At 69.7% G+C, this 24,996-nt stretch carries 20 protein-coding genes and 2 pseudogenes; 7 read left to right on the plus strand and 15 right to left on the minus strand.

Translation table 11 applies throughout. The annotated features are described in order from the left end of the window. Window positions 1-21: 21 nt before the first annotated feature. The 3 genes and pseudogenes from ACIQM0_RS15775 to ACIQM0_RS15785 form a co-directional block, all read left to right on the plus strand. Window positions 22-2,976 carry a hypothetical protein gene (locus ACIQM0_RS15775; RefSeq protein WP_401286507.1) on the plus strand — a complete coding sequence of 985 codons (2,955 nt, stop codon included), beginning with the start codon at window positions 22-24 and terminating at the stop codon, window positions 2,974-2,976. Beyond that, entirely contained in the window at window positions 2,976-3,686 is a 711-nt protein-coding gene (locus ACIQM0_RS15780) for a hypothetical protein (RefSeq protein WP_401286509.1), read from the plus strand. The genes ACIQM0_RS15775 and ACIQM0_RS15780 overlap by 1 nt, the downstream gene beginning before the upstream one ends. 167 nt (window positions 3,687-3,853) lie before the next feature. After that, window positions 3,854-4,360, plus strand: a pseudogene (locus ACIQM0_RS15785) (transposase family protein); the annotation flags it as partial. A gap of 96 nt (window positions 4,361-4,456) precedes the next feature. Here ACIQM0_RS15785 and ACIQM0_RS15790 read toward each other — a convergent pair. Together ACIQM0_RS15790 and ACIQM0_RS15795 are read right to left on the minus strand one after the other, a co-directional pair. Next, the gene (locus tag ACIQM0_RS15790) at window positions 4,457-5,197 is read right to left on the minus strand and encodes a hypothetical protein (protein ID WP_401286510.1); all 741 of its coding nucleotides are present in this window, start codon (window positions 5,195-5,197) and stop codon (window positions 4,457-4,459) included. A gap of 1,077 nt (window positions 5,198-6,274) precedes the next feature. Next, window positions 6,275-6,529, minus strand: coding sequence for a hypothetical protein (locus tag ACIQM0_RS15795; RefSeq protein ID WP_401286512.1), 255 nt, complete (start codon window positions 6,527-6,529; stop codon window positions 6,275-6,277). Window positions 6,530-6,803: 274 nt separating this feature from the next. On the opposite strand from ACIQM0_RS15795, the gene ACIQM0_RS15800 reads away from it, so the two are divergent. After that, window positions 6,804-7,868, plus strand: a complete 1,065-nt coding sequence (locus tag ACIQM0_RS15800) for a biotin/lipoate A/B protein ligase family protein (RefSeq protein WP_401286514.1) — start codon at window positions 6,804-6,806, stop codon at window positions 7,866-7,868. Window positions 7,869-7,910: 42 nt separating this feature from the next. Here ACIQM0_RS15800 and ACIQM0_RS15805 read toward each other — a convergent pair. From ACIQM0_RS15805 to ACIQM0_RS15815, 3 genes and pseudogenes are all read right to left on the minus strand, one after another. Next, window positions 7,911-8,291: pseudogene (locus tag ACIQM0_RS15805) on the minus strand (response regulator transcription factor); the annotation flags it as partial. A gap of 52 nt (window positions 8,292-8,343) precedes the next feature. Beyond that, window positions 8,344-9,795, minus strand: a complete 1,452-nt coding sequence (locus ACIQM0_RS15810; RefSeq protein WP_401286515.1) for an amidase — start codon at window positions 9,793-9,795, stop codon at window positions 8,344-8,346. A gap of 194 nt (window positions 9,796-9,989) precedes the next feature. Continuing rightward, the gene (locus tag ACIQM0_RS15815) at window positions 9,990-10,352 is read right to left on the minus strand and encodes a hypothetical protein (protein ID WP_401286516.1); all 363 of its coding nucleotides are present in this window, start codon (window positions 10,350-10,352) and stop codon (window positions 9,990-9,992) included. 198 nt (window positions 10,353-10,550) lie between these two features. Between ACIQM0_RS15815 and ACIQM0_RS15820 the strand changes: the two genes are divergently transcribed. Then, window positions 10,551-11,321: a hypothetical protein gene (locus ACIQM0_RS15820; RefSeq protein WP_401286518.1), complete on the plus strand. Its 771-nt coding sequence runs from the start codon at window positions 10,551-10,553 to the stop codon at window positions 11,319-11,321. Here ACIQM0_RS15820 and ACIQM0_RS15825 read toward each other — a convergent pair. The 3 genes from ACIQM0_RS15825 to hydA all read right to left on the minus strand — a co-directional run bounded on the left by ACIQM0_RS15825 (window position 11,284) and on the right by hydA (window position 15,313). Further along, window positions 11,284-12,834: an NCS1 family nucleobase:cation symporter-1 gene (locus tag ACIQM0_RS15825; RefSeq protein ID WP_401286520.1), complete on the minus strand. Its 1,551-nt coding sequence runs from the start codon at window positions 12,832-12,834 to the stop codon at window positions 11,284-11,286. The two genes, ACIQM0_RS15820 and ACIQM0_RS15825, sit on opposite strands and share 38 nt — an antisense overlap. Before the next feature lie 65 nt (window positions 12,835-12,899). Continuing rightward, the gene (locus tag ACIQM0_RS15830) at window positions 12,900-13,901 is read right to left on the minus strand and encodes a TIGR03842 family LLM class F420-dependent oxidoreductase (protein WP_401286521.1); all 1,002 of its coding nucleotides are present in this window, start codon (window positions 13,899-13,901) and stop codon (window positions 12,900-12,902) included. 11 nt (window positions 13,902-13,912) lie between these two features. Beyond that, a complete protein-coding gene (gene hydA, locus ACIQM0_RS15835) occupies window positions 13,913-15,313 on the minus strand; it encodes a dihydropyrimidinase (RefSeq protein ID WP_401286522.1) in 1,401 nt (466 codons plus the stop codon). Between the two features lie 328 nt (window positions 15,314-15,641). Here hydA and ACIQM0_RS15840 point away from each other — a divergent pair, with 328 nt between their 5' ends. Continuing rightward, window positions 15,642-16,577 (plus strand): hypothetical protein, encoded by a 936-nt coding sequence (locus ACIQM0_RS15840; RefSeq protein ID WP_401286524.1) that lies wholly within the window; start codon window positions 15,642-15,644, stop codon window positions 16,575-16,577. A gap of 95 nt (window positions 16,578-16,672) precedes the next feature. Here ACIQM0_RS15840 and ACIQM0_RS15845 read toward each other — a convergent pair whose 3' ends face one another. The 5 genes from ACIQM0_RS15845 to ACIQM0_RS15865 form a co-directional block, all read right to left on the minus strand. Next, complete coding sequence (locus ACIQM0_RS15845; protein WP_401286526.1) at window positions 16,673-17,956, minus strand: aspartate aminotransferase family protein; 1,284 nt, start codon at window positions 17,954-17,956, stop codon at window positions 16,673-16,675. Further along, window positions 17,953-18,795 (minus strand): nitrilase-related carbon-nitrogen hydrolase, encoded by an 843-nt coding sequence (locus tag ACIQM0_RS15850; protein WP_363020805.1) that lies wholly within the window; start codon window positions 18,793-18,795, stop codon window positions 17,953-17,955. Before ACIQM0_RS15850 ends, ACIQM0_RS15845 begins: the two co-directional genes overlap by 4 nt. 190 nt (window positions 18,796-18,985) lie before the next feature. Then, on the minus strand, window positions 18,986-20,377 hold the full coding sequence (locus tag ACIQM0_RS15855; RefSeq protein ID WP_401286527.1) for a hypothetical protein: 1,392 nt from the start codon (window positions 20,375-20,377) through the stop codon (window positions 18,986-18,988). A 153-nt stretch (window positions 20,378-20,530) separates the two neighbouring features. Beyond that, a complete protein-coding gene (locus tag ACIQM0_RS15860; protein WP_401286529.1) occupies window positions 20,531-20,911 on the minus strand; it encodes a PPOX class F420-dependent oxidoreductase in 381 nt (126 codons plus the stop codon). Between the two features lie 60 nt (window positions 20,912-20,971). Continuing rightward, the gene (locus ACIQM0_RS15865) at window positions 20,972-21,241 is read right to left on the minus strand and encodes a helix-turn-helix domain-containing protein (RefSeq protein WP_401286531.1); all 270 of its coding nucleotides are present in this window, start codon (window positions 21,239-21,241) and stop codon (window positions 20,972-20,974) included. Between the two features lie 41 nt (window positions 21,242-21,282). On the opposite strand from ACIQM0_RS15865, the gene map reads away from it, so the two are divergent. Continuing rightward, window positions 21,283-22,050, plus strand: a complete 768-nt coding sequence (map, locus tag ACIQM0_RS15870) for a type I methionyl aminopeptidase (protein WP_401286533.1) — start codon at window positions 21,283-21,285, stop codon at window positions 22,048-22,050. Between the two features lie 19 nt (window positions 22,051-22,069). Here the strand turns inward: map and ACIQM0_RS15875 are convergent, their stop codons facing one another. Then, entirely contained in the window at window positions 22,070-22,843 is a 774-nt protein-coding gene (locus ACIQM0_RS15875) for a glycoside hydrolase family 75 protein (RefSeq protein ID WP_401286535.1), read from the minus strand. A gap of 145 nt (window positions 22,844-22,988) precedes the next feature. Next, the gene (ggt, locus tag ACIQM0_RS15880; protein WP_401286536.1) at window positions 22,989-24,797 is read right to left on the minus strand and encodes a gamma-glutamyltransferase; all 1,809 of its coding nucleotides are present in this window, start codon (window positions 24,795-24,797) and stop codon (window positions 22,989-22,991) included. Window positions 24,798-24,996 lie beyond the last annotated feature (199 nt).

The raw sequence follows: 24,996 nt of genomic DNA on the forward strand, positions 1-24,996 counted from the left end.
CGTCTTATACGACACTTGTCCATGAATCCGCTGGTCATCATGAGCGTGGTGGCGGCATCCGCCGCGCTGGTCCCGATGGCTTCCGCAGATACCACAACGGCCCCTGCCGCTACGGAAAGCACATCCCGCCTGTTCTCCGCGCCCAGCAAGGACCTGGGGGCGGACTACACCTCGTCGGCGGACAAGATCGTGCAGGCCACCGGCGACGCCGAGGGTCTGCACATCCTCGCGGCGCGGGAGAGCGACGGGTTCTCCTTCTACGAGATCGCCCGTCTCAAGCGTAAGGAACTGTCCGACGTCGGCCCGTGGACGGGCTACGTCTGCACCACGGGTTCAGGGAACTACGCGGCGGCGGTCTACGCACCGTCGGTCTGGTCCAACAAGGCCGGTGCCTACGCGAGCGGCGCTTTCGCCGCGGTGATCCGTCTTTCCGACGGCAAGGTCACCGAGGTTCCCGACCAGGTGCAGCTGGCCTACTTCACGCCGGGCTGTGGCGCGGGCGACGAGGTGGCGTTCACCTCCAGTTCGGCCACGGACACGTCGGTCGGCTCGACGACGGTGATCTCGGTCGACGCGGCCACCGGATCGGTGTCCTCCCGCCGCACTGTCGACGGCTACCTGACGCACGTCACGCCCACGCAGAAGGGCACCGTCGGCGTCCTCGCCGGCAATCTCGTCGACCTGAAGGACAACGGGAAGACGAAGCTGTCCGCCCGCAAGCTCTCCAAGGTACCCGGCCCGATGTTCGCGCTGGCCGCCTCGAAGAACGGCGCCGTGGACGTCGGCACGGTCGAGGGCGGGAGCAGCGTCATCTCCCGCTTCGACGGCAAGGCCTTCACCGAGCTGGGCCGGGCTCCGAAGGGCAAGGTGAAGCTCCTCCCCATGGCCAATGGCGACGCGGTCGTCGGTGACGTGAAGGGAATCGACACCGGCAAGGCCCCGGGACTCGCCAAGCACGCGGTGGACGGCCGTGTGGCCGGGATCTCGCGCCTCGGTCACCTGGTGACCCACTCGGTGTTCTCCGAGCAGATGAAGGGCATAACCGAGGGCGTCGGCTCGTCCCGGGCCAAGGGCGCCGGAACGCTGACCGTCAAGGCGACCGCGCTGAAGACGGGTGCGAAGGCCACCAAGCTCGTGGACGCCGACCGCAAGCGGCCGAAGTCGGACGCGTCGCTGCCGATGGGCCCGACCGCGTTCGTCATGTCCGATGACGACGATCCTCCCAACTGTGGTGAGGGCGGGCCGGAAACCCAGTGCCTGTCCGGGGCGGGTGCGGCCGTCCACGGCAAGATCGAGAGGATGGAAACCCCCTGCATCGTCAAGCGCAACGACCCCAAGCGTCAGGCTCTCCAGGCCAGCGCCAACCAGGTCGAGTGGGCTGTCGATCAGGCTGTTCACGGCCAACTGACGCTCTCGCGCCCGCAGAACTGGCACGACACCGGTCTTGCCGGCTACACCCCGCAGGGTTTGTTCCCCAAGCCGTCACTGACCGGCGGAGGCGAGATTCCCGCACAGGTCATGCTGGGCATCCTCGCCCAGGAGTCCAACTTCAAGCAGGCGTCCTGGCACTCCATGAACGGTGACTCGGGCAACGTCACCAGGTCCGACTGGCTCGGGAACGGGAACGGCACCCACGGATATCCCGACCGGACCGCGGCCGACTGCGGCTACGGCATCGCCCAGGTCACGACCGGTATGGACGAGGGGTACCCCGATCAGCTGGACACCTTGCACGCGGGCGCCGTCACCACGGACTACGCGGCGAACATCGCCGCAGGTCTGGGCATCCTGGCCGAGAAGTGGAACCAGCTCAAGGCGCTGGGCATGAATGCCAACAGCGGCAGCCCGGCGTACATCGAGAACTGGTACATGGCGCTGTGGGGCTACAACTCGGGCGTCTACACCGTCGGTACCTACGCCGGCCTGGGTTTCTTCAACAACCCGATCAACCCGAGCTACCCGGCGGACCGGGAGGCGTTCCTGCGCTACAGCTATGACGACGCCTCCCGCCCCGGCGAGTGGAACTACTCGGAGAAGATCCTCGGCTGGGCGGAGACCCCCCAGCGGACCTGGAACAACGAAGAGTCCTACGTCCGGCCCGACATGCCGCTGTCCGTCCTCAAGACTCCCGCGTACGGCCTGTTCTGCGACGCGTCCAATGCGTGTGACCCGGCCGTGGCGGACCCGTGCCCGAGCTGGAACAACCTGTGCTACTGGGGCAAGAGCGCGGAATGGATAGGCTCGCAGAGCACCAGCAACTCCAGCACCGAGAATCTCCGCTACTCGCTCGGCTCGTCGGAACCCGAGTTGCAGAGCAAGTACGACCACGGCAACTGCTTCGACTGGCCGAACGGCAATCCCAACGCCATCGTCATCGATGACCTCGGAGAGCACGAGGACACCTACGACTGCGGGGACTTCGAGGGGGCCTGGGACGGCAAGTTCACCCTCCAGTCCGGTGACAACTTCACCATGCAAAGGGGTGACAGCTCCTACCGCGCAACTCCCTACATCGGCAACATCGACCTTCACCAGCTCGGCGCCGGGTACGACCACCACGTGTACTTCACACACAGCTACGGCTACGGGGAGATCTTCCACAAGATCACCGGCCGGTGGCAGATCAACCCGAAACTGCTTCCTTCCGGAGACCAGCCCGGCAATCGCTACAAGGTCTATGTCCACCTGCCCAGCCATGGCGCCGAAGCATCGATCGGGTACGACTTCATACCGGGCGAGAACTCGGCCGGTGCCAAACCCGATCACTGCAGCATCAACCAGGGAACACGCAGTGCGGGCGAGGAGACCTGGGTCGAGATGGGCACCTTCACCTTCTGGAAGGGCGGCCGGATCGAGCTGGACAACATCCAGAAGGGTGCCACCGGAGACGACAACGTGGTGTTCGACGCGGTCGGCTTCATCCCGGCCTCCTTCGCCGACCCCGGCATCTGCAGCCTCAACGACGGCGGCCTGTGATGCGCACCGCCCTGCGCGTCCCCGTCGTACTGATGGCGGTCGCCATCGGTGCGGCGGGGGCCGTCTCCTGTAGCCGGAGCACCCCCGAGAAGACGGCGGCATCCGAACGTCCGACGGCTGCGGCGCCCAAGGCCGCAGCCACGCCGTCCGGCACGCCGGCCGAGACGCCTGCCACCGACTTGCCGAAGCACGCGGTGGCCGGAAAGGACCGGCCCAGCATCGGCGCGGGGGTCACGATGGCCGCCGGATACACCGGGAAGGACTTTCTCTCCCGGCTCGCGAAGGACTGGAAGCTGAGCCTGGACAAACCCGTCAGGCAGGAAATGCCCAACGGGAAGATGAGAACGTACATCCACGGACGCGGCGGAACCGGAAGCGGCACCGGAACGACGGTGTCAGCCGGATTCGCCGACCACACGAACCTGTCGTCCCTGCTGTGCGGGACCGGCACGGACAAGTCCGGCGCTCTCGACTTCCTCGCGGCCTGCACCGAGCTGGACGTGGCGGGAATCGATCACGCCAAGGCGTCCTCCTGGCTCAAACAGGCCAAGAGGGAAACCGACTCCCTGTACAAGGAGCGGGCTGCCGAGACCAAGAACAAGAAGGAGTACGTCGTCAGCGGAGTATTCACCTCGGGCCCCGTGGTGATGGTTCTGCACCGGGCGTACGACAAGTACTCGCTGCGAATCCTCGGAGGCGCGGCGGCATAGCGAGCGAACGAACGGACGCGAAGGGCCTTGCCGACGACGGCAGGGCCCTTATCCGTGATCATTCACAGCCCAAGGTCCACTTTCGATACACGGCCTGGTCAGGCCCATCCCTCGTCGAGGTAGACCGTCCAGAAGCCGTTTCCAACCTGACGGGTGGTTGGCCGCAACTCGCGCCCACGCTGGAACAGGCCATGGAGACCGTCCGGAACAAGGCGTACGTGATCCTCGACGGCACCGTGCTACCGATCGACCGCATCGCCGCCGACCAGCCGTACCACTCGGGGAAGAAGAAACACCACGGGATGAACGTGCAGGTCCTCGCGGACCCAGCCGGCCGTCTGATCTGAGCCGCGGACGCGCTCCCCGGAGCCGTGCACGATCTGACCGCGGCCCGGACCCACGGCATTCCCGCCGCCCTGACCGCCGACGGCGTCAAGTGCTGGGCGGACACGGCACACCAGGGCGCAGGTCCTGCTGTCCGCGTCCCGTTCCGGGGCAAGGGGCTGCGCGGTTGGCGTCGGCGTCACAACCGCGATCACGCCAAGATCCGCAGCCTCGGCGAACGTGCCATGGCCACCCTCAAATGCCGGCGGCTCCTGCGGAGGCTCCGCCGCAGCACCACCCGGATCAGCGCCGTCGTCCGCGCCGTCGTCGCCCTCGAACTCGCCACCTGATCGAGAGGGAAGGGGCTCAGTCTGCCTCGACGGCGCCGCCATCGGGCTGGAAAGGGCTGATACGCATAGACGTGAGGTCTGAAAAGCTCAGCAATTTCATGGGGTCGAGATAGAATTTCCAATGATTCCGGGCCGGACAAGCGCGACACGCGCCTTCCGGTTATCGCAATGACTGAAAACACCAGTGCTCCTCGTCGCGCTCTGGGAGTTGGTCGAACAACTCCAGCCACGATATTTCTTCCCGGTGGCATACGCATCGGCAACCTTCGCCGCTACAGCACAATCGATGTTACCCGAGACATTCAAAATTTGAACCCTCTGCCCACCGAGGAGGAACTCTCCGCAAACCTGTGGAATACTGGTGGGACCCAACGGGATATCGTTATCGTATGGAATTATGGTTTTTCTGCCTGCGTCAAGTTGATAAATTGGCAAATCTCCGAAACCTGCCACCATGTAGCCGCGCTGTTTGTTGTCGAAAAGGCTCGTCCCCGTTTTCCCGTGGACCCTCCAGTCAACTTTCACCGAGAATCTGACGAAGGAATCGGTGTAGGCGGACAACTCGAACGCCTCGGAATCCTTGGTGGTGAGTTGGACGGGAAAGCGCACCGCTGGGACCGTCGGTTTCACCCATATGTTGTCGCGAGACCCCAACTGCACAGGATCCTGATCAAGATTCATGTCCATGAGACGGTTGTTTGAGTTTGCTCCGCAGCCCGTCGTATTGGCGACGACCACCCCGCTCTTGAGTCTCGTACGGTTCGACACATCGACATGAATGCCCGTGATGAGAGAAGCTTCTCTGCTCGGCGTAGTGGCCGTTATCAAGAACTGCATCCCTCCGTACCCCGAAACAGGTACCCCGTCTTTCGCCAGTGCATCGAATGACAGGTTCCCCGATTTATTCATCTCGTTCGGTGTCCGATCGAAATACCAGCCCGCGGGGCACCCCTCAAGCGATCCAATTAAATGCAGAGGGGAATCGTCAGGAGTTGGAGATTCCGGCGCATTGTACGATATGCGACAATTTGCAGCCCCGGTGCATTTATTGCTGGGTCCACCTTGGCAAGCGGAGATCGCGAGGGTGAGGCAGGCCGCAAAAGCGGGTGCCCATACGCGCCTTACGGCAGTCATAGCGGCGAACCCTTACCTCTCGCTACTTTTCTGTGGTGTTGTCGATATTGCAGTCGACTTTAGTTCCACTGCAGTTGTTATTGATTCCCCCGGAGCTGGCTCCTGCGAATGTGACAATTGCGGTTATCGTGGCTGCAATGATTATTGCGGCCCCGCCGATCCATGCGGCAAGCACCTGATTATCGCGTCGGCTCCTACTCCCCCGTGGCATTTTTCCTCCTGAGATATGGGAAATTCGTCCCTTCCTGCCACAGCTTAGGGCTCGCGCGGGTCTTGGCGCAGGAGTTGCCGGACATCGACCGACTCTGATGCGTGATGAAGAGTGAGAACGCCCTCCACGATGTCGTTGATCCTGATTGGTGCCGCGACGGGGCGCCTCCAGGAGGGCGCAGACCGCGCCGTTTCCTGCTCCGGTGCCGCAACGGAAAGCGGTACGCCACATCACCGCACTGAGCCATTGCCCGGTACGAATCCGAAAGGGCGCCCAGCGGCATCTCGGGTTTCCGTACGTGGCGGCGACGGTTTCGGGTGGGCAGAGACGCCGACGGCTTCGCGTTTGCAGCGGTGGACCGTCGCGATCGGCCAGGGGCGGGGCGCGGACGGTGCCGTGAAACCGTGCGGACGAAGGTGCTCGTGATCCTGGATGGCACCCTGCTGCCGATCGGCCGGATCCGCTGCCCGGCGAGCAGGCCATGGCCATCCTGAAGGGCCGGTGCCTCCTGCGGAACTCGCTGCGTCACCAACCGGATCGCCGGCATCGCGAAGGACCGCCGTCGCCCTTCACCACGCCTCGACCTGAGGTTGGAAAAGGCTCCAGGTTTCTCCCACTGCCTTGTTCGGTTCGACCAGGGCCGCAACGCCCGCGATGACTGCCGGTGCGTCGGACAGCCGCAACGGGGAATCCGGGACATCGTTCCGGGTGTAGGTCGGCAACTCGCCGTTACAGCCGAAGACGTGGAGCGGCAGGGGCCCACGGTTGAACCATGGGGGCCGGTGTTCCTCCGCCCACGCGGCTGCGGCGTCGACGCGGTCCACGTGCGCCAGTGGGTGCTCGGGGGCGGGCCCTCCGCTGAACTGCACGAGGAAGCCCTCGGCGTCGACGGCCCACCAGCCCCATGTGAACCCTGGCCGAGGGTGTCGCAGGATCGTCGCCGTGCCGCCACCGTATCCAGGCCGGCACAAGGCTGGTGGAGATGACCCCGCACGTGGCCTGGTGCGGGTCGTGATGGATGCGACCCGCAGGTATTAAAGTGCGATGCGAGGTATGTGCGCGTCTATCCCATGCCGCGCACCGGAAAGGAACCAAGCCGTGCATGGAGAATACAAGGTGCCCGGCGGCAAGCTTGTCGTCGTGGACCTGGACGTCGACGAAGGCGTACTACGCGACGTGCGCGTCGCCGGGGACTTCTTCCTGGAGCCCGACGAGGCGATTCTCGCGATGGACAGGGCCCTGGAGGGTGCCCCGTCCTCAACGGATGCCGCAGGCCTGGCGGCCCGGATCACGGCGGGGCTGCCGGAGTCGACCGTCATGCTCGGCCTGACCGCGGAGGGCGTCGGCATCGCCGTGCGGCGAGCGCTGGCCCACGCAAGCGAGTGGAACGACTACGACTGGCAGTTGGTGCACACGGAAGCGCAGGCCCCGGCCCTGCACATGGCACTGGACGAGGTCCTCACCACCGAGGTGGCCGCCGGGCGGCGGGCGCCCACGCTGCGGGTCTGGGAATGGGCCTCGCCCGCTGTGGTCATCGGCAGCTTCCAGTCGCTGCGCAACGAGGTGGACCCCGAGGGGGCGGCAAGGCACGGAATGACCGTGGTGCGCCGGATTTCTGGCGGTGGGGCCATGTTCGTCGAGCCCACGAGCACCATCACGTACTCCCTGTCCGTGCCGGAGTCGCTGGTCTCCGGCCTCTCCTTCGCCGACAGCTACGCCTACCTCGACGACTGGGTGCTGGGCGCCCTCGGCGACATGGGCATCAAGGCCTGGTACCAGCCGCTCAACGACATCGCGACGGAGGCCGGAAAGATCGCCGGCGCAGCGCAGAAGCGGATCGTCGGTTCCAATGGTGGCCCTGGGGCCGTCCTGCATCACGTGACGATGTCGTACGACATCGACGCCGACAAGATGCTGGAGGTGCTGCGGATCGGCAAGGAGAAGCTCTCCGACAAGGGCACCAAGAGCGCCAAGAAGCGCGTCGACCCGCTCCGCCGCCAGACCGGCCTCGCCCGGGAACAGGTGATCGAGAACATGATCGCCTCCTTCCGCAACCGCTACGGGCTCACCACCGGCGACGTCACAGCCGAAGAGATGGCCCAGGCGGAGGAGCTGGTGCGGACGAAGTTCGCCACCGAGGAGTGGACCGCCCGGGTGCCGTAGCCGGGCCCCGGCCGCCCCTCGGAAAGGGCCCACCGGCCCTGCTCAGCGCTTCGGTTCGGGAGGGGTGACGAGCCCCGACTCGTAGGCGAGAACGACGAGTCGGGCGCGGTCGCGGGCGCCCAGCTTGATCATGGCGCGGCTGATGCGCGTCTTGACCGTGAACGAGCTGATCACCATGTGCGCGGCGGTCTCCTCGTTCGTCAGTCCTCGGGCGGCGAGGGCACTGACCTCGCGTTCCCTGCGGGTCAGGCTCTCGAATCCGGGGGCGGTGGAACGGTCCGGAGGCCGGGCGACGAACTCTCCGATCAGCCGGCGGGTGATGGCGGGCGTGAGCAGGGCGTCGCCACGGGCCGCGACGCGGATCGCCTGGAGCAGTTCGGCCCGTTCGGTGTACTTGAGCAGGCAGCCCGCCGCCCCGGTCCGACAAGACCCCGCGCTGGGGTCGGTGGTCGGCGCCTGCCGCCCGGAGTGACGCCTACGGCGCGGCGGGCGGCCGGTGTTCGTACCAGCGGCGGTCGGCCTCCAGCTGGGCGGCCAGCGAGATCAGCCGTTCCTCGCTGCGGGACGGGCCGAGCAGCTGGGCGCCCACGGGCAGGCCGTCGGAGGTGAACCCGGCGGGGACGTTGATCCCTGGCCAGCCCAGCACGTTCCAGGGCCAGGCGTACGGGCAGGCCTCGGCGATCGCCACATCGGTGCGCCAGGCGCTCAGCCCGTCGAAGCTGCCGATCCGGGGCGGCGGGAGGGCGGTGGTCGGAGTGAGCAGCACATCGAATCCCGAGCCGGCCCGGCCGCGGGAGGGGTGGAACAGCGCGCCGATCCGGCGGTGCTGGCGCACCTCGCGCTCCCTGGCCGCCCGCACCAGCCGGCCGCCGAGCCGGGTGCCGGTGCGCAGGGCGCTGCGGGTGCGCGCGTCCAGGAGCGCGGGCTGGGGGTGCAGCGCGGCGAGTTCGGCGATGCCCGCGGTGGCGCGGGGCACGAAGCCCAGGCCGATCAGCCCGTAGCGGGGCCGGGCCTCCTCGACGTGGTGGCCGAGTGCGGCCAGGGCCTCCGCGAGCGCGGCGACGGCGCGTCGTACCTCCGGGTGGGGCGCGGTCCGCGTGAGGGTGAGCGGGGGCCGCCAGGCGACGGCGATGCGCAGCCGTCCCGGGTCACGGAGGGCGGCGGCACGGGCCTCGACGGGCGGCGGGCGGTGCGGGTCGTCGGGGTGCGCGCCCGCGACGGCGTCCAGGAGCAGGGCGGCGTCGCCGACGGTCCTGGCCAGCGGTCCGTTGACGGTGAGGCCCTGGAAGGCGTCGCTGCGGGGGTGGACGGAGATCCGGCCGCGCTGCGGTTTGATGCCGACGAGGTGCGTCCAGGCCGCCGGGATGCGGACGGACCCGGCGCCGTCGGAGCCGAGCGCGGCGGGCACCAGCCCGGCGGCGACGGCGGCCGCCGAACCGCCGGACGATCCGCCGGGGGTGTGGTCGGTGTTCCATGGATTGCGGGTGGCGCCGAAGGCCGGCCCTTCGGTGAACGGCCACTGGCCCAGTTCGCAGGAGTTGGTCTTCCCGACGATGACGGCTCCGGCGGCACGCAGTCTGCGTACGGCCTCGCTGTCGGCGGTGGCGGCGGGCAGCTCCCCCGCACAGCCGAAATAGGTGGGCATCCCGGCGACATCGGTGTCGTCCTTGACCGCGACGGGCACGCCCAGCAGCGGCAGCCGCTCCCCCGCGGCCAGTCGGCGGTCGGCCTCGGCCGCCTCCGCGAGTGCGGCCTCGGCGCGCAGGTGCCGGAAGGCGTTGAGGGTCCCCTGGCTCGCCTCGATCCGGGTGAGGGCGGCGGAGACCAGCTGGGTGGCGGTGGTGCGGCCGTCCGCCAGGGCCCGTGCGCTGTCGGCCAGTCCGGCCGGAGCCGCCACGTCCGTTCCGATGGATTCCGTTGAGGACATGTGCTGCCCGCCTCCCTCGTACCGTCAGGTGCGCGCACCTGTCCGCCCGAACGAACTTACTGGAGGGTAACGAGTCGGGGCGGTCCGCTCAACCGTGCGGCGGGAGTGTCGGGGGCCGCTCTCGGGAACATGTGGGGCCGCGGAAGCACTCGCGTACCTCATGCGGCCCCACGAGCGCAAGGAGCCCTCCGGCCCTACGGCTGGACCGTGATCTTGCCGATTCCGGTACCGAGGCCTGCGCAGTGCGCGGTCGACTGGCCGGACTGGCCCGGGTTGAGCGTGACGTGCTCGCCGTCGACGTCCGGGGACCAGCCGCAGACCAGGTGCACCCAGAAGGTCTGCGTCGCGCCACCGTTGTTCCGGCACAGTGCGTAACCGGTGTGGTCGTCGCCGGCGTGCTTGCCCGTGTCGCAGGAGAGGCCCGGCGGCGTCGCCGTCGGGGCGGCGGCCGAGGCCGCCGCGGCCAGGCCGGCGGAGACCGCGAACGCCGTGGTCAGGCCCGCGACAGCGGCGCCCCACAGCACGGTCGCGGACAGACTCCGCATGGTGTTCCTCATGTTTTCCTCTCGGTCGTGACGAACCGGGTGCTCTGGCGCCCGTCCCCCGCCCACTAACCGAAAACGCCACAGAACGTCACTCTTCGCACCCACTCGGTGGCCGTCCGTCCGCCGGGCGGCGGCCCCTGCCCCGGCGTACGCTCGAAAGATCGGACCGCAGACCTGAACAGCCCCGCCATGACCCTTCGAGGAGGCGACGTGACCGGTCCACACCTCGGCACACGTGCTGCCGCATGGACCGCGGCGATCGTGCTCACCGTCACCGGCAGCGGCCTCGTCGGCGGCGTGGCGCAGGCCGACGACATCGGCGATCTCACCGCACAGCAGATCGCCGACCGCGCCCGCGACGCCCTGCTCGACGCACACTCCCTGCACCTGAGCAGCCGCGGGGACCTCGGCAGGGACAGTACGCCGATGTCCCTGGACCTCACCCTGGACCGGAGCGGCAACTGCGACGGCTCGGTGGATCTCGGCAACAGCCAGGGCTCTGCGCAGCTCGTCAAGCGCGGCAACGACGTCTGGGTCAAACCGGACGCGGACTTCTGGAAGAACCAGGTCCCCGACGGCGGTTCGGCCTTCGCCGCGATCCTGAACGGCCGCTGGATGAGGGCCTCCGCCACCGACCCCCGGCTGCTCACGCTGACGAAGGCCTGCGACCTCGACACCTTCCAGCAGCTGGTCAGCGACAACGCGGACAACGACGCCGGCACGCTCAACAAGGCCGCGCCGACCACCCTCGGCAAGGCGTCCGTGATACCGCTGACCAGGATGCGGCACAACATGACGCTGGTCCTGTACGTGGCGGCCACCGGAAAGCCGTACCCCCTGCGGCTCACCCTTCAGGGCGACGGGGCGGACGCGACCGTGAACTTCTCCGGATTCGACAAGCCGGTGCCCACGTCCACGCCGCCCCCGGACGAGTCGTTCGACATCAACGCCCTGCTGGGCCGTTCGACGGGGACGGCGTGACGCCGGGCCGGCCGGTGAGCACCACGTACAGCACCAGCGACGAGGCCAGCCCCACCGCCCAGCCGTAGTCGGCGAGGGGTTTCAGGAACGGGATCAGCCCACCGGCCGGGAACGGTCCCTTTCCGGGCTCGGAGTGGGAGCCGCCGATCGCCAGGACGCCGCCGACGGCGAAGGCGGTGACGGCCCGCCAGTTCCAGCCGTTGGTGTACCAGTAGCGGCCGCCCGGCCGGTAGAGGTCGGCGAGGTCGAGCACGGTGCGCCGGACGATCCAGTAGTCGGCGATGAGGATGCCGGCGACCGTACCCAGCAGCCCGCCGACGAGACCGAGCCAGGTGAAGATGTACAGCTCGGGCGTCTCGGTGAGCTTCCACGGCATGATCAGCACGCCGACGACACCCGTGACGAGCGCGCCGGTACGGAAGTTGATGAGCTTCGGCGCGAGGTTCGCCAGGTCGTACGCGGGTGAGACCACGTTCGCCGCGATGTTCACGGAGATGGTCGCGATGAGCACCGTCACCAGGGCGTAGAGCAGCCCGAAGACGTTGTCGGTACGTGCGACCAGCTGGACCGGGTCCCAGATCGCCTCGCCGTACACGGCCTGCGAGCCGGAGGTCACCAGCACCGAGAGCAGGGCGAAGAGCGTCATCGTGGTGGGCAGACCGAACGACTGGCCCCGGATCTGTGCGCGTTGGCCCGCGCCGAAGCGGGTGAAGTCGGGGATGTTCAGCGAGAGCGTCGCCCAGAAGGCGATCATGCCCATCAGGGAGGGGAAGAAGACCGGCCAGAAGTCCTTGCCCCAGCCGAGCTTCGAGGGCTGGTCGAGCAGGGGTCCGAAGCCGCCCGCCTTGACGGCGACCCAGACCAGCAGCACCACCGCGCCGACGATGACGAACGGCGCCGCCCAGTTCTCGAACCGGCGCAGGGCGTCCATCCCCCGGTAGATGATGGCGAGTTCGACGGCCCAGAACACCGCGAAGCAGAGCCAGAGCGTCCACGGCTGCCCGCCGATCTCGGACGCCTTCGCCCAGCCGCCGAAGATCTTCCCGAGCAGGGTGAAGATGCCGACGCCGCCGATCCAGGTCTGGATGCCGAACCAGGCGCACGCCACCGCGGCCCTGATCAGCGCGGGCAGATTGGCGCCGCGCAGCCCGAACGAGGCACGGGCGAGCACCGGGAACGGGATGCCGTACTTGGGTCCGGCGTGCCCGGTGAGCAGCATCGGGCCGAGGACGATCAGGTTGGCGAGCGCGATGGTGAAGACGGCCTGTTTCCAGTCCATGCCGAGGGCGACGAGGCCGGAGGCGAGCAGCCAGGACGGGATGTTGTGGGCCATGCCGACCCAGAGCGCGGCGAAGTTGTACGTCGTCCAGTCGCGCCGCTCCAACGGGACGGGCAGCAGGTCGTCGTTGACGAACCGGTTGTCGGTGGGGACGGTGCCCGGGGCGAGTTCGATACGGCCGGGGGCCTCGGATATCCGGTCCTGCGGTGGTGGCGGTGGGACGGTCGATGTCATGACGGCTGGACCCTTCGCTCGGAATCGGTGCCGTGCGGGGCGGGGCGGTGCGACCGGGGAGGCGGTCAGTCGGAGAGGGCGGGGATGATCTCGGCGCCGTAGGCGTCGATGGTGGCCTCGCGGGCGTCGTGCATGTTGTAGACGGCGAACTGGTCGACGCCCAGGTCGCGCAGGGCCCGGAGCTTCTCGATGTGCGCCGCCGGCGGTCCCAGCAGGCAGAACCGGTCGACGATCTCGTCCGGTACGAAGGCCGTGTCGGGGTTTCCGGCCCGGCCGTGGTGGCTGTAGTCGTAGCCCGAGCGTCCCGCGATGTACGCGGTCAGCGCCTCGGGGACGAGACCGGAGTGCTCGCCGTAGCGGGTGACCAGGTCGGCCACGTGGTTGCCGACCATGCCGCCGAACCAGCGGCACTGTTCGCGGGCGTGGTCGAGGTCGTCGCCGACGTAGGCGGGGGCGGCGACGCAGATGGTGACGGAGTCCGGGTCGCGGCCCGCCTCGGCCGCCGCGTCCCGTACCGCTTTGATCATCCATTCGGTGAGGAAGGGGTCGGCGAGCTGGAGGATGAAGCCGTCGGCCTTCTGCCCGGCGAGTGCCAGGGCCTTGGGGCCGTAGGCGCCCATCCAGACGGGCAGCTTGCCGTCCTTGATCCAGGGGATCTGGACCGGCTGTCCGTCGATGACCGCCTCGCGCCCCTCGGCGAGGTCGCGGATGGCGTCCATCGCCTCGCCCAGCCGGGCCAGGGTGTTGGGGCGGCGGCCGGCCACCCGCATCGCCGAGTCGCCGCGTCCGATGCCGCAGACCGTCCGGTTGCCGTACATGTCGTTGAGGGTGGCGAACGTGGAGGCGGTGACCTCCCAGGTGCGGGTGGACGGGTTGGTGACCATGGGCCCGACCACGAGGCGTTCGGTGTGTTCGAGGATGCGGCTGTAGATGACGAAGGGTTCCTGCCAGAGCACCGCCGAGTCGAAGGTCCAGCCGTAGCGGAAGCCGTTGCGCTCGGCGCGGCGCATCAGGCCGACGACGGCGGAGGCGGGCGGGTCGGTCTGCAGGACGAGTCCGAAGTCCATGCCAGGTGCTCCTAGTCCAGGTACTGACAGGTGGCGCGCGGGGTGTACATGCCGTGGCCGGCGCGGCCGGTGAACGTACGGCGGTCGATGACGACCTCACCGCGCGAGAGCACGGTCTCCACCTGCCCGGTGAGCCGCTTTCCCTCGTACGCCGAGTAGTCGACGTTCATGTGGTGGGTCTCGGCGGAGACGGTCTGCTCGGCGGCCGGGTCGTAGATGACGACGTCGGCGTCGGCGCCCGGGGCGATGGTGCCCTTCTTCGGGTAGAGGCCGAACATCCGGGCCGGCGAGGCGCAGGCGATCTCGATCCACCGGCGGCGGGAGATGTGGCCGTCGACGACCGCCTGGTGCAGGAGGTCCATCCGGTTCTCCACGCCCGGCATTCCGTTGGGGATCTTCGAGAAGTCGCCGCGGCCCATCTCCTTCTGCCCGGAGAAGCAGAAGGGGCAGTGGTCGGTGGAGACGACCTGGAGCTCGTTGTTCCGCAGGCCCCGCCACAGCGCTTCCTGGTGTTCCCTGGGCCGCAGCGGTGTGGAGCAGACGTACTTGGCGCCCTCGAAGTCCGGCTCGGCGAGGTTGTCGGTGGAGAGGAAGAGGTACTGCGGGCAGGTCTCCCCGAAGACGGGAAGCCCCTTGTGGCGGGCTGCCGCGACCTCGGCGACGGCCTCGTCGGCGGAGACGTGCACCACGTACAGCGGGGCGCCGGCGACGCGGGCGAGCTGGATGGCGCGGTGGGTGGCCTCGGCCTCCAGCGCCACCTTCCGGACGTCTCCGTGGTAGCGCGGATCGGTACGGCCCTCGGCGAGCGCCTGCTCGACCAGGACGTCGATGGCGATGCCGTTCTCCGCGTGCATCATGATCAGGCCGCCGTTGGACTCGGCCCGTTGCATGGCCCGCAGGATCTGGCCGTCGTCGCTGTAGAAGACGCCGGGGTAGGCCATGAACAGCTTGAAGGAGGTGACCCCCTCCGCCACCAGCAGGTCCATCTCCTTGAGCGAGGACGCGTTCACGTCGGCGAGGATCATGTGGAACGCGTAGTCGATGGCGCAGTTGCCGTCCGCCTTCGCGTACCAGGCGTCGAGTCCCTCGCGCAGCGAGCGCCCCACGGACTGGATCGCGAAGTCGACGATCGTGGTGGTGCCGCCCCAGGCCGCCGCCCGGGTACCGGTCTCGAAGGTGTCCGCGGCGAAGGTGCCGCCGAACGGCATCTCCATGTGGGTGTGCGCGTCGACGCCGCCCGGGATGACGTACTTGCCGGTGGCGTCGATGGTCCGGTCTGCGGTCCAGCTCGCTGCGGCGTCGGTGCCGTGCGCGGCGAGCGCGGCGATGCGGCCGCCCTCGACGAGTACATCGGCATGGATCTCGTCGGATGCGGTGATGACGAGGCCGCCGTGGATGACGGTGCGGCTCATGTACCCCTCCTCACTGTGGCGGAATGGGTCTACGCACGTAGACCAGTGCGTGGTGAAGAACGTAGAAGTGGGTTGCCCACTGTGGCAATACCGCTGCGGCTAACCGCTGAAGACGTTTCCGTTTCACCCGTCCGGCACTCCACCGGCCCAGCGCGCGGCCCACTGCCCGGCACGGTGCGGCCGCGCGGGTGCGGCCCCGGGCCGGGTCGTATACGCCGATGTGCCGGGCCCCGGACGGGCGAGTGCCGCGAGTCCGTGCGGGGGAACCCTCCGGACGGCGAACGGCGGTCCTTCCCGGACCCGGGGTGCGGCCGCCTAGCTTCGCCCCATGATCAGAAACGCAGTCATCGCCTCGGTCGTCCTGTGCGCGTCGTTCGCCACCTCTCCCCCCGCCGGCCCGTCCGACGGCTGGCAGCGGGTCGGCTCCGGCAGCCGGGGCGGGGTGAGCGGCATGGCGACGGCCGAGGGGGCGCCCGTGGGTGACGGCCTGGCCGATGCCGTCGTCGTACGGGGCAACTCGGGGGCCCGCGAGTCCAGGGTGGCGACGGTACGTCTGCGGCCCGGCCAGGACCCGGTGGTCAGGGAACTCCCGTGGTTCGGCGTGCTCCCCGCCGGTCTGGAGGCACTCGACGCGGTGCCCGGCCTCCCCGGGCACTACATCGCCGTGACGGGCGGGGGCGACGCCTTCCACATCGTCGTGGAGCACGGCCGGGCGACGGTCGAGGGCGACCCCGTCGCGCTGCCGGGCCGGCGCGACGGCGACGCCTACGAGGGCTTCGCGCTGCACCGGGACCGCTCGGGCAGGACCTTCGCGGTGTGGGCGACGCGGGGCGGCGGCGAACGGCCGGCCGTCGTGCGCGCCTCCTCGGTGCGCATCGGCGCGTACGGCCCGTACTTCGGCACCGTCAGCGCGCGGCAGGAGTTCGCCGTGCCGTTCCCCGAGCAGGCAGAGGTACGGCACATCAGCGACCTGAAGGTCCTCGACGACGGCACCGTCATGGTCTCGTCGGCCTCGGACCCCGGCGTGGACGACGGGCCGTTCACCTCCGCCGTCTACGACGCCGGCCGGCTCACCGTCAACGTGGCCCATGACGCGGTGCTGCGCCTGAAGCCGACGCACGAACTGGTCCCGCTGGCCCTCTTCACCGAGCGGGACGACCGGAAGATCGACGCCATCGCCTTCCTGCCCGGCCGGCGCGCAGTCTGGGGCACCGACGACGAGAGGAACGGGGGCTCGGTGAAGTTCGACCGCGTCGGACGGTAGCCCGACGGGCGGAACCGGTCCCGTCCGGCCACGGCGGGCGCGCCGCACCGGCGGCGCCCCCTCGCCGTGACCGGGAGCGCCGCACCGCCGCGGGCTCACCCCGCCGCTTGCAGCGCGTCGGCGAGGATCTCCGCACCCTCCTCCGCCTCCGGGATGGAGAGCGAGAGAGGCGGGGCGATCCGCAGGACGCTGGTGTTGTGGCCGCCGCCCTTGCCCAGGAGGAGCCCGCCCTCGCGGGCCGCCTCCAGGACGGCCGAGGCCGCTTCGGGACTGGCCTCGTCCGTGCCGGGCTTCACCAGCTCGATCCCGATCATCAGGCCCCGGCCGCGCACTTCCCGGACGCACTCCGAGCCGGCGGTGATCGCCCGCAGCCGTTCGATGAGCAGCCCGCCGACCCGGCGGGCATTGCCCTGGAGATCGTGTTCGAGGAGGTACGAGAGGTTGGCGAGGCCGGCGGCCATGGTGACCGGCGAACCGCCGAACGTCGAGATGGAGTTGGCGTCCAGGCAGTTCATGACTTCGGCGCGGGCGATGACGCCCCCGACCGACATGCCGTTGCCGATCCCCTTGGCGAACGTGACGATGTCCGGCGGACCGCTGCCCCCGTGCGCCTGCCAGCCCCAGAAGTGCTCGCCGGTACGCCCCCAGCCGGTCTGCACCTCGTCGGAGATCCACAGGATGCCGTGCCGGTCCAGGACTTCGCGGAACGCCGCGTACAGCCCGTCGGGCGGTGAGGTGAACCCGCCCACGCCCTGGATGGGTTCGGCGATGAGCGCGGCGGCGTCCCGGGTGTGGCCGAGCAGGTCCTCCAGGTCCGCCACGCAGGCCGCGATGAACTCCGCGTCGCTCAGGTGCGCGTACGGTCCGCGGGTGCGGACGCCCCCGTGCACGTACAGCGTCTGGAGCGGTGACAGGCCGGTGGGCGACCACGCGTGGTTGCCGGTGATGGAGACCGCGGAGAAGGACCGGCCGTGGTAGCTGTTGCGCATCGCGAGGATCTGGTTCGACCTGCGGTACGCGGTGGCGAGCAGGAGCGCCGTGTCGTTCGCCTCGGTACCCGAGGTGGTGAAGAAGACCCGGGCGTCCGGGATGCCGGAGAGGGTGACGACGCGCTCGGCGAGCTCGACCATCGGCCGGTTCAGATAGAGCGTGGAGGAGTGGATGATCCGCCCGGCCTGCTCGGTGACGGCCTTGGTGACCTCGGGCAGCGCGTGGGCGGTCATGGTGGTGAGGATGCCGCCGAAGAAGTCGAGGTAGCGGTTGCCGTCCGCGTCCCAGACGTGGCGGCCCTCGCCGTGGGTGATCTCCAGCGGGTGCCGGTAGTAGAGCGCCATCCAGTCGGGGCTGACGGCGAGGTGGCGGTGGTGCAGGCTGCTCACGGCTCCACCAGTCCCTCGTACGCGTCGGGTCGGCGGTCCCGGTAGAACGCCCACTGCTGGCGGACCTCGTCGATGAGCCCGAAGTCGAGGTCGCGGACGAGGAGTTCCTCGGCCTTGTCGCTGGCCACGTCCCCGACGAACTGACCGCGCGGGTCGACGAAGTAGCTGGTGCCGTAGAAGTCGTTGTCGCCGTACTCCTCCTGGCCGACGCGGTTGATCGCGGCGATGAAGTACTCGTTGGCGACGGCGGACGCCGGCTGTTCCAGCTGCCAGAGGTAGCCGGAGAGGCCACGCGAGGTCGCCGACGGGTTGTACACCAACTGGGCTCCGTTGAGTCCGAGTTGACGCCACCCCTCGGGGAAGTGCCGGTCGTAGCAGATGTAGACGCCGATCCTGCCCACCGCTGTGTCGAAGACCGGCCAGCCGGCGTTTCCGGGCTTGAAGTAGTACTTCTCCCAGAATCCCTTGACCTGCGGGATGTGGTGCTTGCGGTACTTGCCGAGATACGAGCCGTCGGCGTCGATCACGGCGGCGGTGTTGTAGTAGAAGCCGGACTGCTCGACCTCGAAGACCGGGACGACGATCACCATGCCGGTCTCCCGGGCCAGTTCCCGCATCCGCTGCACGGTCGGGCCCTCCGGCACGGCCTCGGCCCAGCGGTAGTGCTCGGGGTCCTGTACCTGGCAGAAGTAGGGGGCGTTGAACACCTCCTGGAAGCCGATGATCCCCGCCCCCTGACGGGCGGCCTCGCGGGCGTGCTCCTCATGCTTGGCGATCATGGATTCGGTGTCGCCGGTCCAGGTCGCCTGGACGAGTGCGGCGCGTACGACGTGGGACATGAGCTGCTCCTTCGACGCGGCGTCAGAGAGCCTCTTGGCATTTTCTACGCCCGTAGACACGTGCGTAGAGGAGAACGTAAGCCCCGTCACACAGCGGGGCAAGACCATCGCCGTGAACCAGCGGAGTCGATCATGTTTCGCACCCGTGCGGTCCAGCCCGGGAAACAGGGCCGGTGGGCGGGTCCCGGTGCTATCCGATCCCCGCCACCCGCAGCGCGTGCACCACGTCCCGCTCCCGCGCCTCGGACACCCCGCGGGCCGCCGCCAGCAGTTGCGGTACGAGATGGCGCGGATCGCCCTCCGCGATCCTGGCCGCGTCCTGCGGGGTCCTGACCCGGACGAAGGCGCCGAGCAGCGCCTGCGCCTGGGTGCCCCGGCCGGCCCGGTCGAGCGCGACCACGGCATCGGCGATCTCGGCGGCGGGCCGCGCCACCCCCTGGCGCAGCAGCCGGCCGCTGTCCTCCGGCCGCCCCGCCCCGGCCAGTGCGGCGGCCGCCGCCGCGAGGACGGCCGGGGACAGCGAGGAGACCTCCCACAGCAGCGTGCCCCAGTCCGCGTCGAGCCCCGCCCGCTGGAATTCCGCCGCCAGCACCGGCAACCGGTCCGCGGGCAGCCCGGCCGCCTCGCAGAGCACCCCGTGCGCCTCCCCGCTGCGGCCCTCCGTCCGCAGCCGGAGCAGAACCGCGACGGTGTCCCGGGCCGACTTCAGCGCCGCGGGGTCCGGAGCGGGGGCGGCACGCGTGGCCGGGTCCCCGTCCTCGCCCCGCGCGCCGCCGAACCGGGCGCCGCGCGGCACGGCGGCCGTCACCGGTGGCACGGGCAGGAGGGGCGCCACGGAGACCGGGCTCTCGTCGTCCACGTCGAGCCCGGCGAACCGGGCGCCCCGCGGCCTTCCGCGCACGGGCGGGGCGGGGGCGGGGCCCGGGTCGGGCAGGGAGAGGCCGGGCGGGACGGGGGCATACTCAGCGGGCTCAGGGGGTCCAGCAGGCTGAGCGGGCTCCGGTACGGCTTCGGGGGCGGCGTCCCAACCCGCCCGCGCACCGTCGCCGGGCGCCCCGGCCACGGAATCCGTCTCGTCGCGGAACCAGCCCCCGGGCACCGCCAGCGCCGCCAGCCGCCGGCGCAGCTCCGCGCAGCGGGCCGAGGCGCGTTCGTGGTCGTCGCGGGCCCAGGCGGCCGACTCGGCGTCCAGCGCGACCGTCTCGCCTCCCGCATGGGCCGTACGCAGCCGCCGGGCGGCGTGCGCCTGTTCCCGCAGCATCAGTTCCAGGCGCTCCACGAGCTGCTGCCTCCCACCGGGGCGGCGGTCGTGGGCCGCGGCCGAGGCGGCGTAGAGCTCGGCCGCGCGTACCGACTCCAGCTCGGCGAACACGGTGCCGCGCGCCGTCGCGAGATCCGCGAGGAGCGACTCCATCACATCCCAGGGCGGGATCTCGGCGCCCTCCAGACAGGCCCGCATCCCTTCCGGATCGCGTCCGTGGAAGACCCCGTACCAGCCCCGCGCGGGATCGAGCAGCTGCGTCAGGTATCGCAGGTAGCGCGCGAACTCGCTTATGGACACCGCATGTTGATGCACCGTCACCGTCGCCCTCGGCCGCCGTCGGCTGGAACCTTCCAGTCCGCAGGCATTCGACCGCAGGTGTGTTACGGGACGACTACGCGCTCTTTTCGGCCTTGGTGCGAGCGGCGCACGAGCTCGGCGGCGCGCGCCGCCGGCGGTACGGGCGTCCGGGGCTCAGAAGGTGACGGCGATCCCGGTGTGCGGCCGCTTGCCGCGCCGGACGATCATCGCCGGGTAGTCCAGCAGCCAGTACTTCCAGGTGTACTTGCGGCTGATGGCCCGGCGCACGGCATCGGTGCCCTCGGCGTCGAGGAGCCGGCCGGTCCCCTCGGCGCTCGCGGCGCCCGGCGCGATCCGGCCGCGGGCATCACAGACGGTGACGAGGACGCGGCTGTCGTTGCGCAGCCGCTTGACCTTCCACGAATCGGTCTTGGTCCAGATGAGCAGCTCGTCCCCGTCGACGGCCGCCCAGACCGGTGTGGCGACGGGCGTGCCGTTCTTCCGGTACGTGGTGAGGCTGACGTACTCGCTTCGGGCGAACTCCTGGAGGCTCATGGCGCAACCCTACGCACCGCAGGGGCGCGGCCCGCTCCCACCTCACCCCTTCCGCTCCGGCTACCCGGCCAGCGGCACGACGTCCGGCTCCGGGGCGCAGCGCATGAGCAGCTCGTCCATCGAGAGGCCGAGCGCGCCGGCCAGTGCAGCGACGGTGAAGAAGGCGGGGGTGGGGGCGCGGCCGGTCTCGATCTTGCGCAGTGTCTCGGCCGAGATTCCGGCGTTGCGGGCGATGTCGACCATGCTGCGGCGGCCGCGCGCCTCGCGGAGCAGGCGGCCGAGCCGCTCGCCTCGCAGGTGCTCTTCTGGAGTCAGGGGCGTTCGTACCATGCCGTCATTCTAATACCGCTTGAACCGGTATAGTAATTGGTATGGTGCAACTCAAGACAGACACATCCATCGAAGCCATGCGCGAGGCCGGCCGAGTCGTCGCGCAGATACTGGCGGCCACCCGGGACGCGGCGGCGGTCGGCGTCTCACTGCGGGAACTCGACGAGGTGGCCCGCGGCGTCCTGCGCGAGGCGGGCGCCGGGTCACCGTTCCTCAACTACCGGCCCGACTTCGCCCCGGTCCCGTTCCCCGGCGTGATCTGCACGTCGGTCAACGACGCGGTCGTGCACGGAATCCCGACGGACCTGCGGCTGCGCGACGGCGATCTGGTGAGCATCGACGCGGGCGCGAAGCTCGGCGGCTGGGTCGGGGACTCGGCGATCAGCTTCACCGTCGGCCGCGCCCGGCCCGCGGACACCCGGCTGGTCGAGACGGCGTTCGCGGCGCTGGAGGCGGGCATCGCGGCGGCCGTCGTCGGCAACCGGATCGGTGACATCGCGCACGCGATCGGCCGGGTCTGCCGTACGGCCGGCTACGGCATTCTGGAGGGGTTCGGCGGCCACGGCGTGGGCCGGTCCATGCACGAGGACCCGGGCGTCCCCAACGAGGGACGACCGGGTCGCGGGATGCCGTTGCGGCACGGAATGGTGCTGGCGATCGAACCGATGCTGCTCGGCGGCGGCCTGGACACGTTCGACACCGACCGGGACGGCTGGACGCTGCGCACGACCGACGGCAGCAGGGCCGCCCACGCCGAGCACACGGTGGCGATCACGGACGACGGCCCCAGGATCCTGACCGCGCTGTGACAGCCACCGCGGACACGGCCTAGTTGTTCTGCAGGAACTTCTTGGCGAGGGCGTCCCCGGCGGTCACGGCGGCGTCGTGGCTCTCGATCGGAGACACTTCGGAGTTCTTGAACAGGATGTACGTGACCCCGGATTCGGCGCCGCCCGTCTCCGGGTCGGGGTCGATGCCGAGGGCCTTCGCCGTGGCGTACGAGGCCTCGCCGATGATCTTGTCGGGGCCGGTGTCGCCGACGACGGCGTACTCCACCTTGCCGCCGTAGATGACGGCGACGACGCCGCCGCCCTTGATCCCGGCGCTGCTGTAGTTCCAGATGCCGCTACTGCTCGGCACGACGACGTACGGCAGCTTCTCCGCGCTCAGCGGCTTGTCGCCCGAGGTGTGGAACGCGGTGTCGTCCTGGAACCAGGGGTCGGTGTTCGCGTTGCAGGCCGTGGTCACCTGTCCGTCGCAGTCGATGTCCATGTCGGCCTTCCAGAACACCGCACCGTTCTTGCCGCACACCGGCACCGTGGCCGATGTCTCCTCGTCCGTACGGTACTTGCCGTTCGAGATCTGCGAACAGGACGAGACCTTGGCCAGCAGGCCGGCCGCACTGACGGAGCCCTCCCTGATGCCGGAGCCGGTGCCGTCGGAGAGGCGGGCGGTGTGGGCGACGGTTGCGAGGTGCACCGCGCCCGGGTGCGCGTTCCGTGCCGCGGTGGGGGAGCCGCCGGGGGCGGCCTGTGGCAGCGATCCGGCCGCGAGCAGAGCGGCGCCGGAGGCTGCGGCGAGGGCAAGCGTTCGCATACGCATCGTGGGGGTGCCCTTCGATGAGGAAAGTTTCCTTACCGAGATGCCAAGATGCTCCCCCTGGCATGCCCACGTCAATACTCCCGAGGGCCGGCCACCGCGTTCACCACGCGACGGCCGGCCCCCGTGTCTCGTTGTCGTCGGCCCGTCAGGACCGGCCGGCCGGCCTCACCACCATGGCCGAACCGCCACCCCGGCGTTCCGGCTCCGCGGCCGCGAGCCATCGCCCGTCCGGCAGCCGCTGCACACCCGTCGCCGCACCGATCTCCGGGTTCGGCTTGAAGACGTGCCCCAGGGCTTCGAGTTGTGCCCGCACCGGGCTGTTCCACAGCCCCGGTTCGAGCTCCGTCGTCGCGGCGTTGCGCTGGCTGGCGCGGGGCGCCGCGATGGCGTCCACCAGGGAGAGCCCCCGGTCGACCTTGCCGATCAGGGACTGCAGCACCGTCGTGATGATCGTGGCGCCGCCCGGCGAACCCAGGGCCAGCACGGGCTGCCCGTGCTTCATCACGATGGTCGGCGAGATCGACGAGCGCGGCCGCTTGCCCGGACCGGGCAGGTTCGGGTCGTGGACGGCCGGGTCGGCGGGCGCGAACGAGAAGTCCGTCAGCTCGTTGTTGAGCAGGAAGCCGCGCCCCGGGACCGTGATCCCGCTGCCGCCGGTCTGCTCGATCGTCAGGGTGTACGCGACGACGTTGCCCCACTTGTCGGCGGTCGTCAGGTGCGTGGTGTTCTCCCCCTCGTACGTCGTCGGCGCGGCCTTCCCGCCGGTGGCGCAGTCCGCCGGGTGACGGGGGTCGCCCGGCGCGAGCGGGCTGGTCAGCACCGCGTCGTCCTTGATCAGGCACTCCCGCGAGTCGGCGAACCGCTGGCTGAGCAGTTCCTTCGTCGGTACGTCCTCGAACTTCGGGTCGCCGACCCAGCGCCCCCGGTCGGCGAACGCGATCCGGCTCGCCTCGATGTAGCGATGCAGGTACTGCGCCTCGCTCGCCTTCGAAAGGTCCGTGGACTCAAGGATGTTGAGGGCCTCGCCCACCGTCGTACCACCGGAGGAGGACGGCGCCATGCCGTACACGTCGAGCCCCCGGTAGCCGGTCTTCGTCGGCGCCTGCGGCAGCGCCCGGTAGGAGCGCAGGTCCTTCGCGGTCAGGTCGCCCGGCCGCACCGCCCGGGAGGACTTGGGGTCCACGGGCGGATTGCGTACTGTCCGCACGACATCCTCGGCCAGCTTGCCCCGGTAGATCTCGTCGAGGCCCTTGCGGCCGACCTCGTCATAGGTACGGGCCAGATCCGGGTTCTTGAACACCGATCCGACCACCGGCAGTTGGCCACCGGGCAGGAAGAGCTTCCGGGTCGCCGGGAAGTCGGCGAACCTGGCCTGATTGCCCTCGGTCTGGGAACGGAACGTGCTGTCGACGACGAAGCCGTCCCGGGCGAGGCGTTCGGCCGGTTTCAGCACCTGCCGGAGCGATTTGCTGCCCCAGGTGTCGAGTGCGCTCTTCCAGGTGGCGGGGGTGCCGGGGGTGCCGACGCCGAGTCCGCTGGTGACGGCGTCGGCGAAGGCGAGCGGCTTCCCGTTCTCCATGAAGAGCGAGGAGTCCGCGCTGCGCGGTGCGGTCTCCCGGCCGTCGATGGTCTGCACGGTACGGGTCCTGGCGTCGTAGTGGACGAAGTAGCCACCACCGCCCAGCCCCGCCGAGTACGGCTCGGTCACCCCGAGCGCCGCCGCTGTCGCCACCGCCGCGTCGGCGGCGTTGCCGCCCTTGCGGAGCACCTCGATACCGGCGGCGGTCGCGTCGGCGTCGACGCTGGAGACCGCTCCCCCGTATCCCACCGCGACCGGGGACTTGGCCGGCGGTGAGACCGGTGGCGCGGACGAGGACGGGGCTGCCGCCCCGACCGACGCCACCACGGCGAGAACACCTAAGAACGACACATTCCGCGCGACGGAACGTCGCATGCGCACCTCCACTGAAGGATCGTCCGCGCAGGGTAGCGCCGTCCCGGCCGCCCCGTCAGGTCCGCCTCGAACTTGAGGCCGGATGCCCGCCAACACGCCTGCCCATGACTGACGACACAGGCCACATCGTGCCGGTCGTGACAGCCCCCTGCGTCAGTGCCGCCCACCGGCGTTACGGACCCCGGCGGGGTGCGAAGGA

Source organism: Streptomyces sp. NPDC091387, from assembly GCF_044756945.1.
GTDB lineage: Bacteria > Actinomycetota > Actinomycetes > Streptomycetales > Streptomycetaceae > Streptomyces.

Excerpts from the sequence above, each read along its gene's own strand:
- ACIQM0_RS15775 (WP_401286507.1), top strand. The coding sequence starts at position 22 with ATGAATCCGCTGGTCATCATGAGCGTGGTGGCGGCATCCGCCGCGCTG.
- ACIQM0_RS15780 (WP_401286509.1), top strand. The coding sequence starts at position 2,976 with ATGCGCACCGCCCTGCGCGTCCCCGTCGTACTGATGGCGGTCGCCATC.
- ACIQM0_RS15790 (WP_401286510.1), bottom strand. The coding sequence starts at position 5,197 with ATGCAGTTCTTGATAACGGCCACTACGCCGAGCAGAGAAGCTTCTCTC.
- ACIQM0_RS15810 (WP_401286515.1), bottom strand. The coding sequence starts at position 9,795 with ATGTCCTCAACGGAATCCATCGGAACGGACGTGGCGGCTCCGGCCGGA.
- ACIQM0_RS15815 (WP_401286516.1), bottom strand. The coding sequence starts at position 10,352 with ATGAGGAACACCATGCGGAGTCTGTCCGCGACCGTGCTGTGGGGCGCC.
- ACIQM0_RS15825 (WP_401286520.1), bottom strand. The coding sequence starts at position 12,834 with ATGACATCGACCGTCCCACCGCCACCACCGCAGGACCGGATATCCGAG.
- ACIQM0_RS15830 (WP_401286521.1), bottom strand. The coding sequence starts at position 13,901 with ATGGACTTCGGACTCGTCCTGCAGACCGACCCGCCCGCCTCCGCCGTC.
- hydA (WP_401286522.1), bottom strand. The coding sequence starts at position 15,313 with ATGAGCCGCACCGTCATCCACGGCGGCCTCGTCATCACCGCATCCGAC.
- ACIQM0_RS15840 (WP_401286524.1), top strand. The coding sequence starts at position 15,642 with ATGATCAGAAACGCAGTCATCGCCTCGGTCGTCCTGTGCGCGTCGTTC.
- ACIQM0_RS15850 (WP_363020805.1), bottom strand. The coding sequence starts at position 18,795 with ATGTCCCACGTCGTACGCGCCGCACTCGTCCAGGCGACCTGGACCGGC.
- ACIQM0_RS15860 (WP_401286529.1), bottom strand. The coding sequence starts at position 20,911 with ATGAGCCTCCAGGAGTTCGCCCGAAGCGAGTACGTCAGCCTCACCACG.
- ACIQM0_RS15865 (WP_401286531.1), bottom strand. The coding sequence starts at position 21,241 with ATGGTACGAACGCCCCTGACTCCAGAAGAGCACCTGCGAGGCGAGCGG.
- map (WP_401286533.1), top strand. The coding sequence starts at position 21,283 with ATGGTGCAACTCAAGACAGACACATCCATCGAAGCCATGCGCGAGGCC.
- ACIQM0_RS15875 (WP_401286535.1), bottom strand. The coding sequence starts at position 22,843 with ATGCGTATGCGAACGCTTGCCCTCGCCGCAGCCTCCGGCGCCGCTCTG.
- ggt (WP_401286536.1), bottom strand. The coding sequence starts at position 24,797 with ATGCGACGTTCCGTCGCGCGGAATGTGTCGTTCTTAGGTGTTCTCGCC.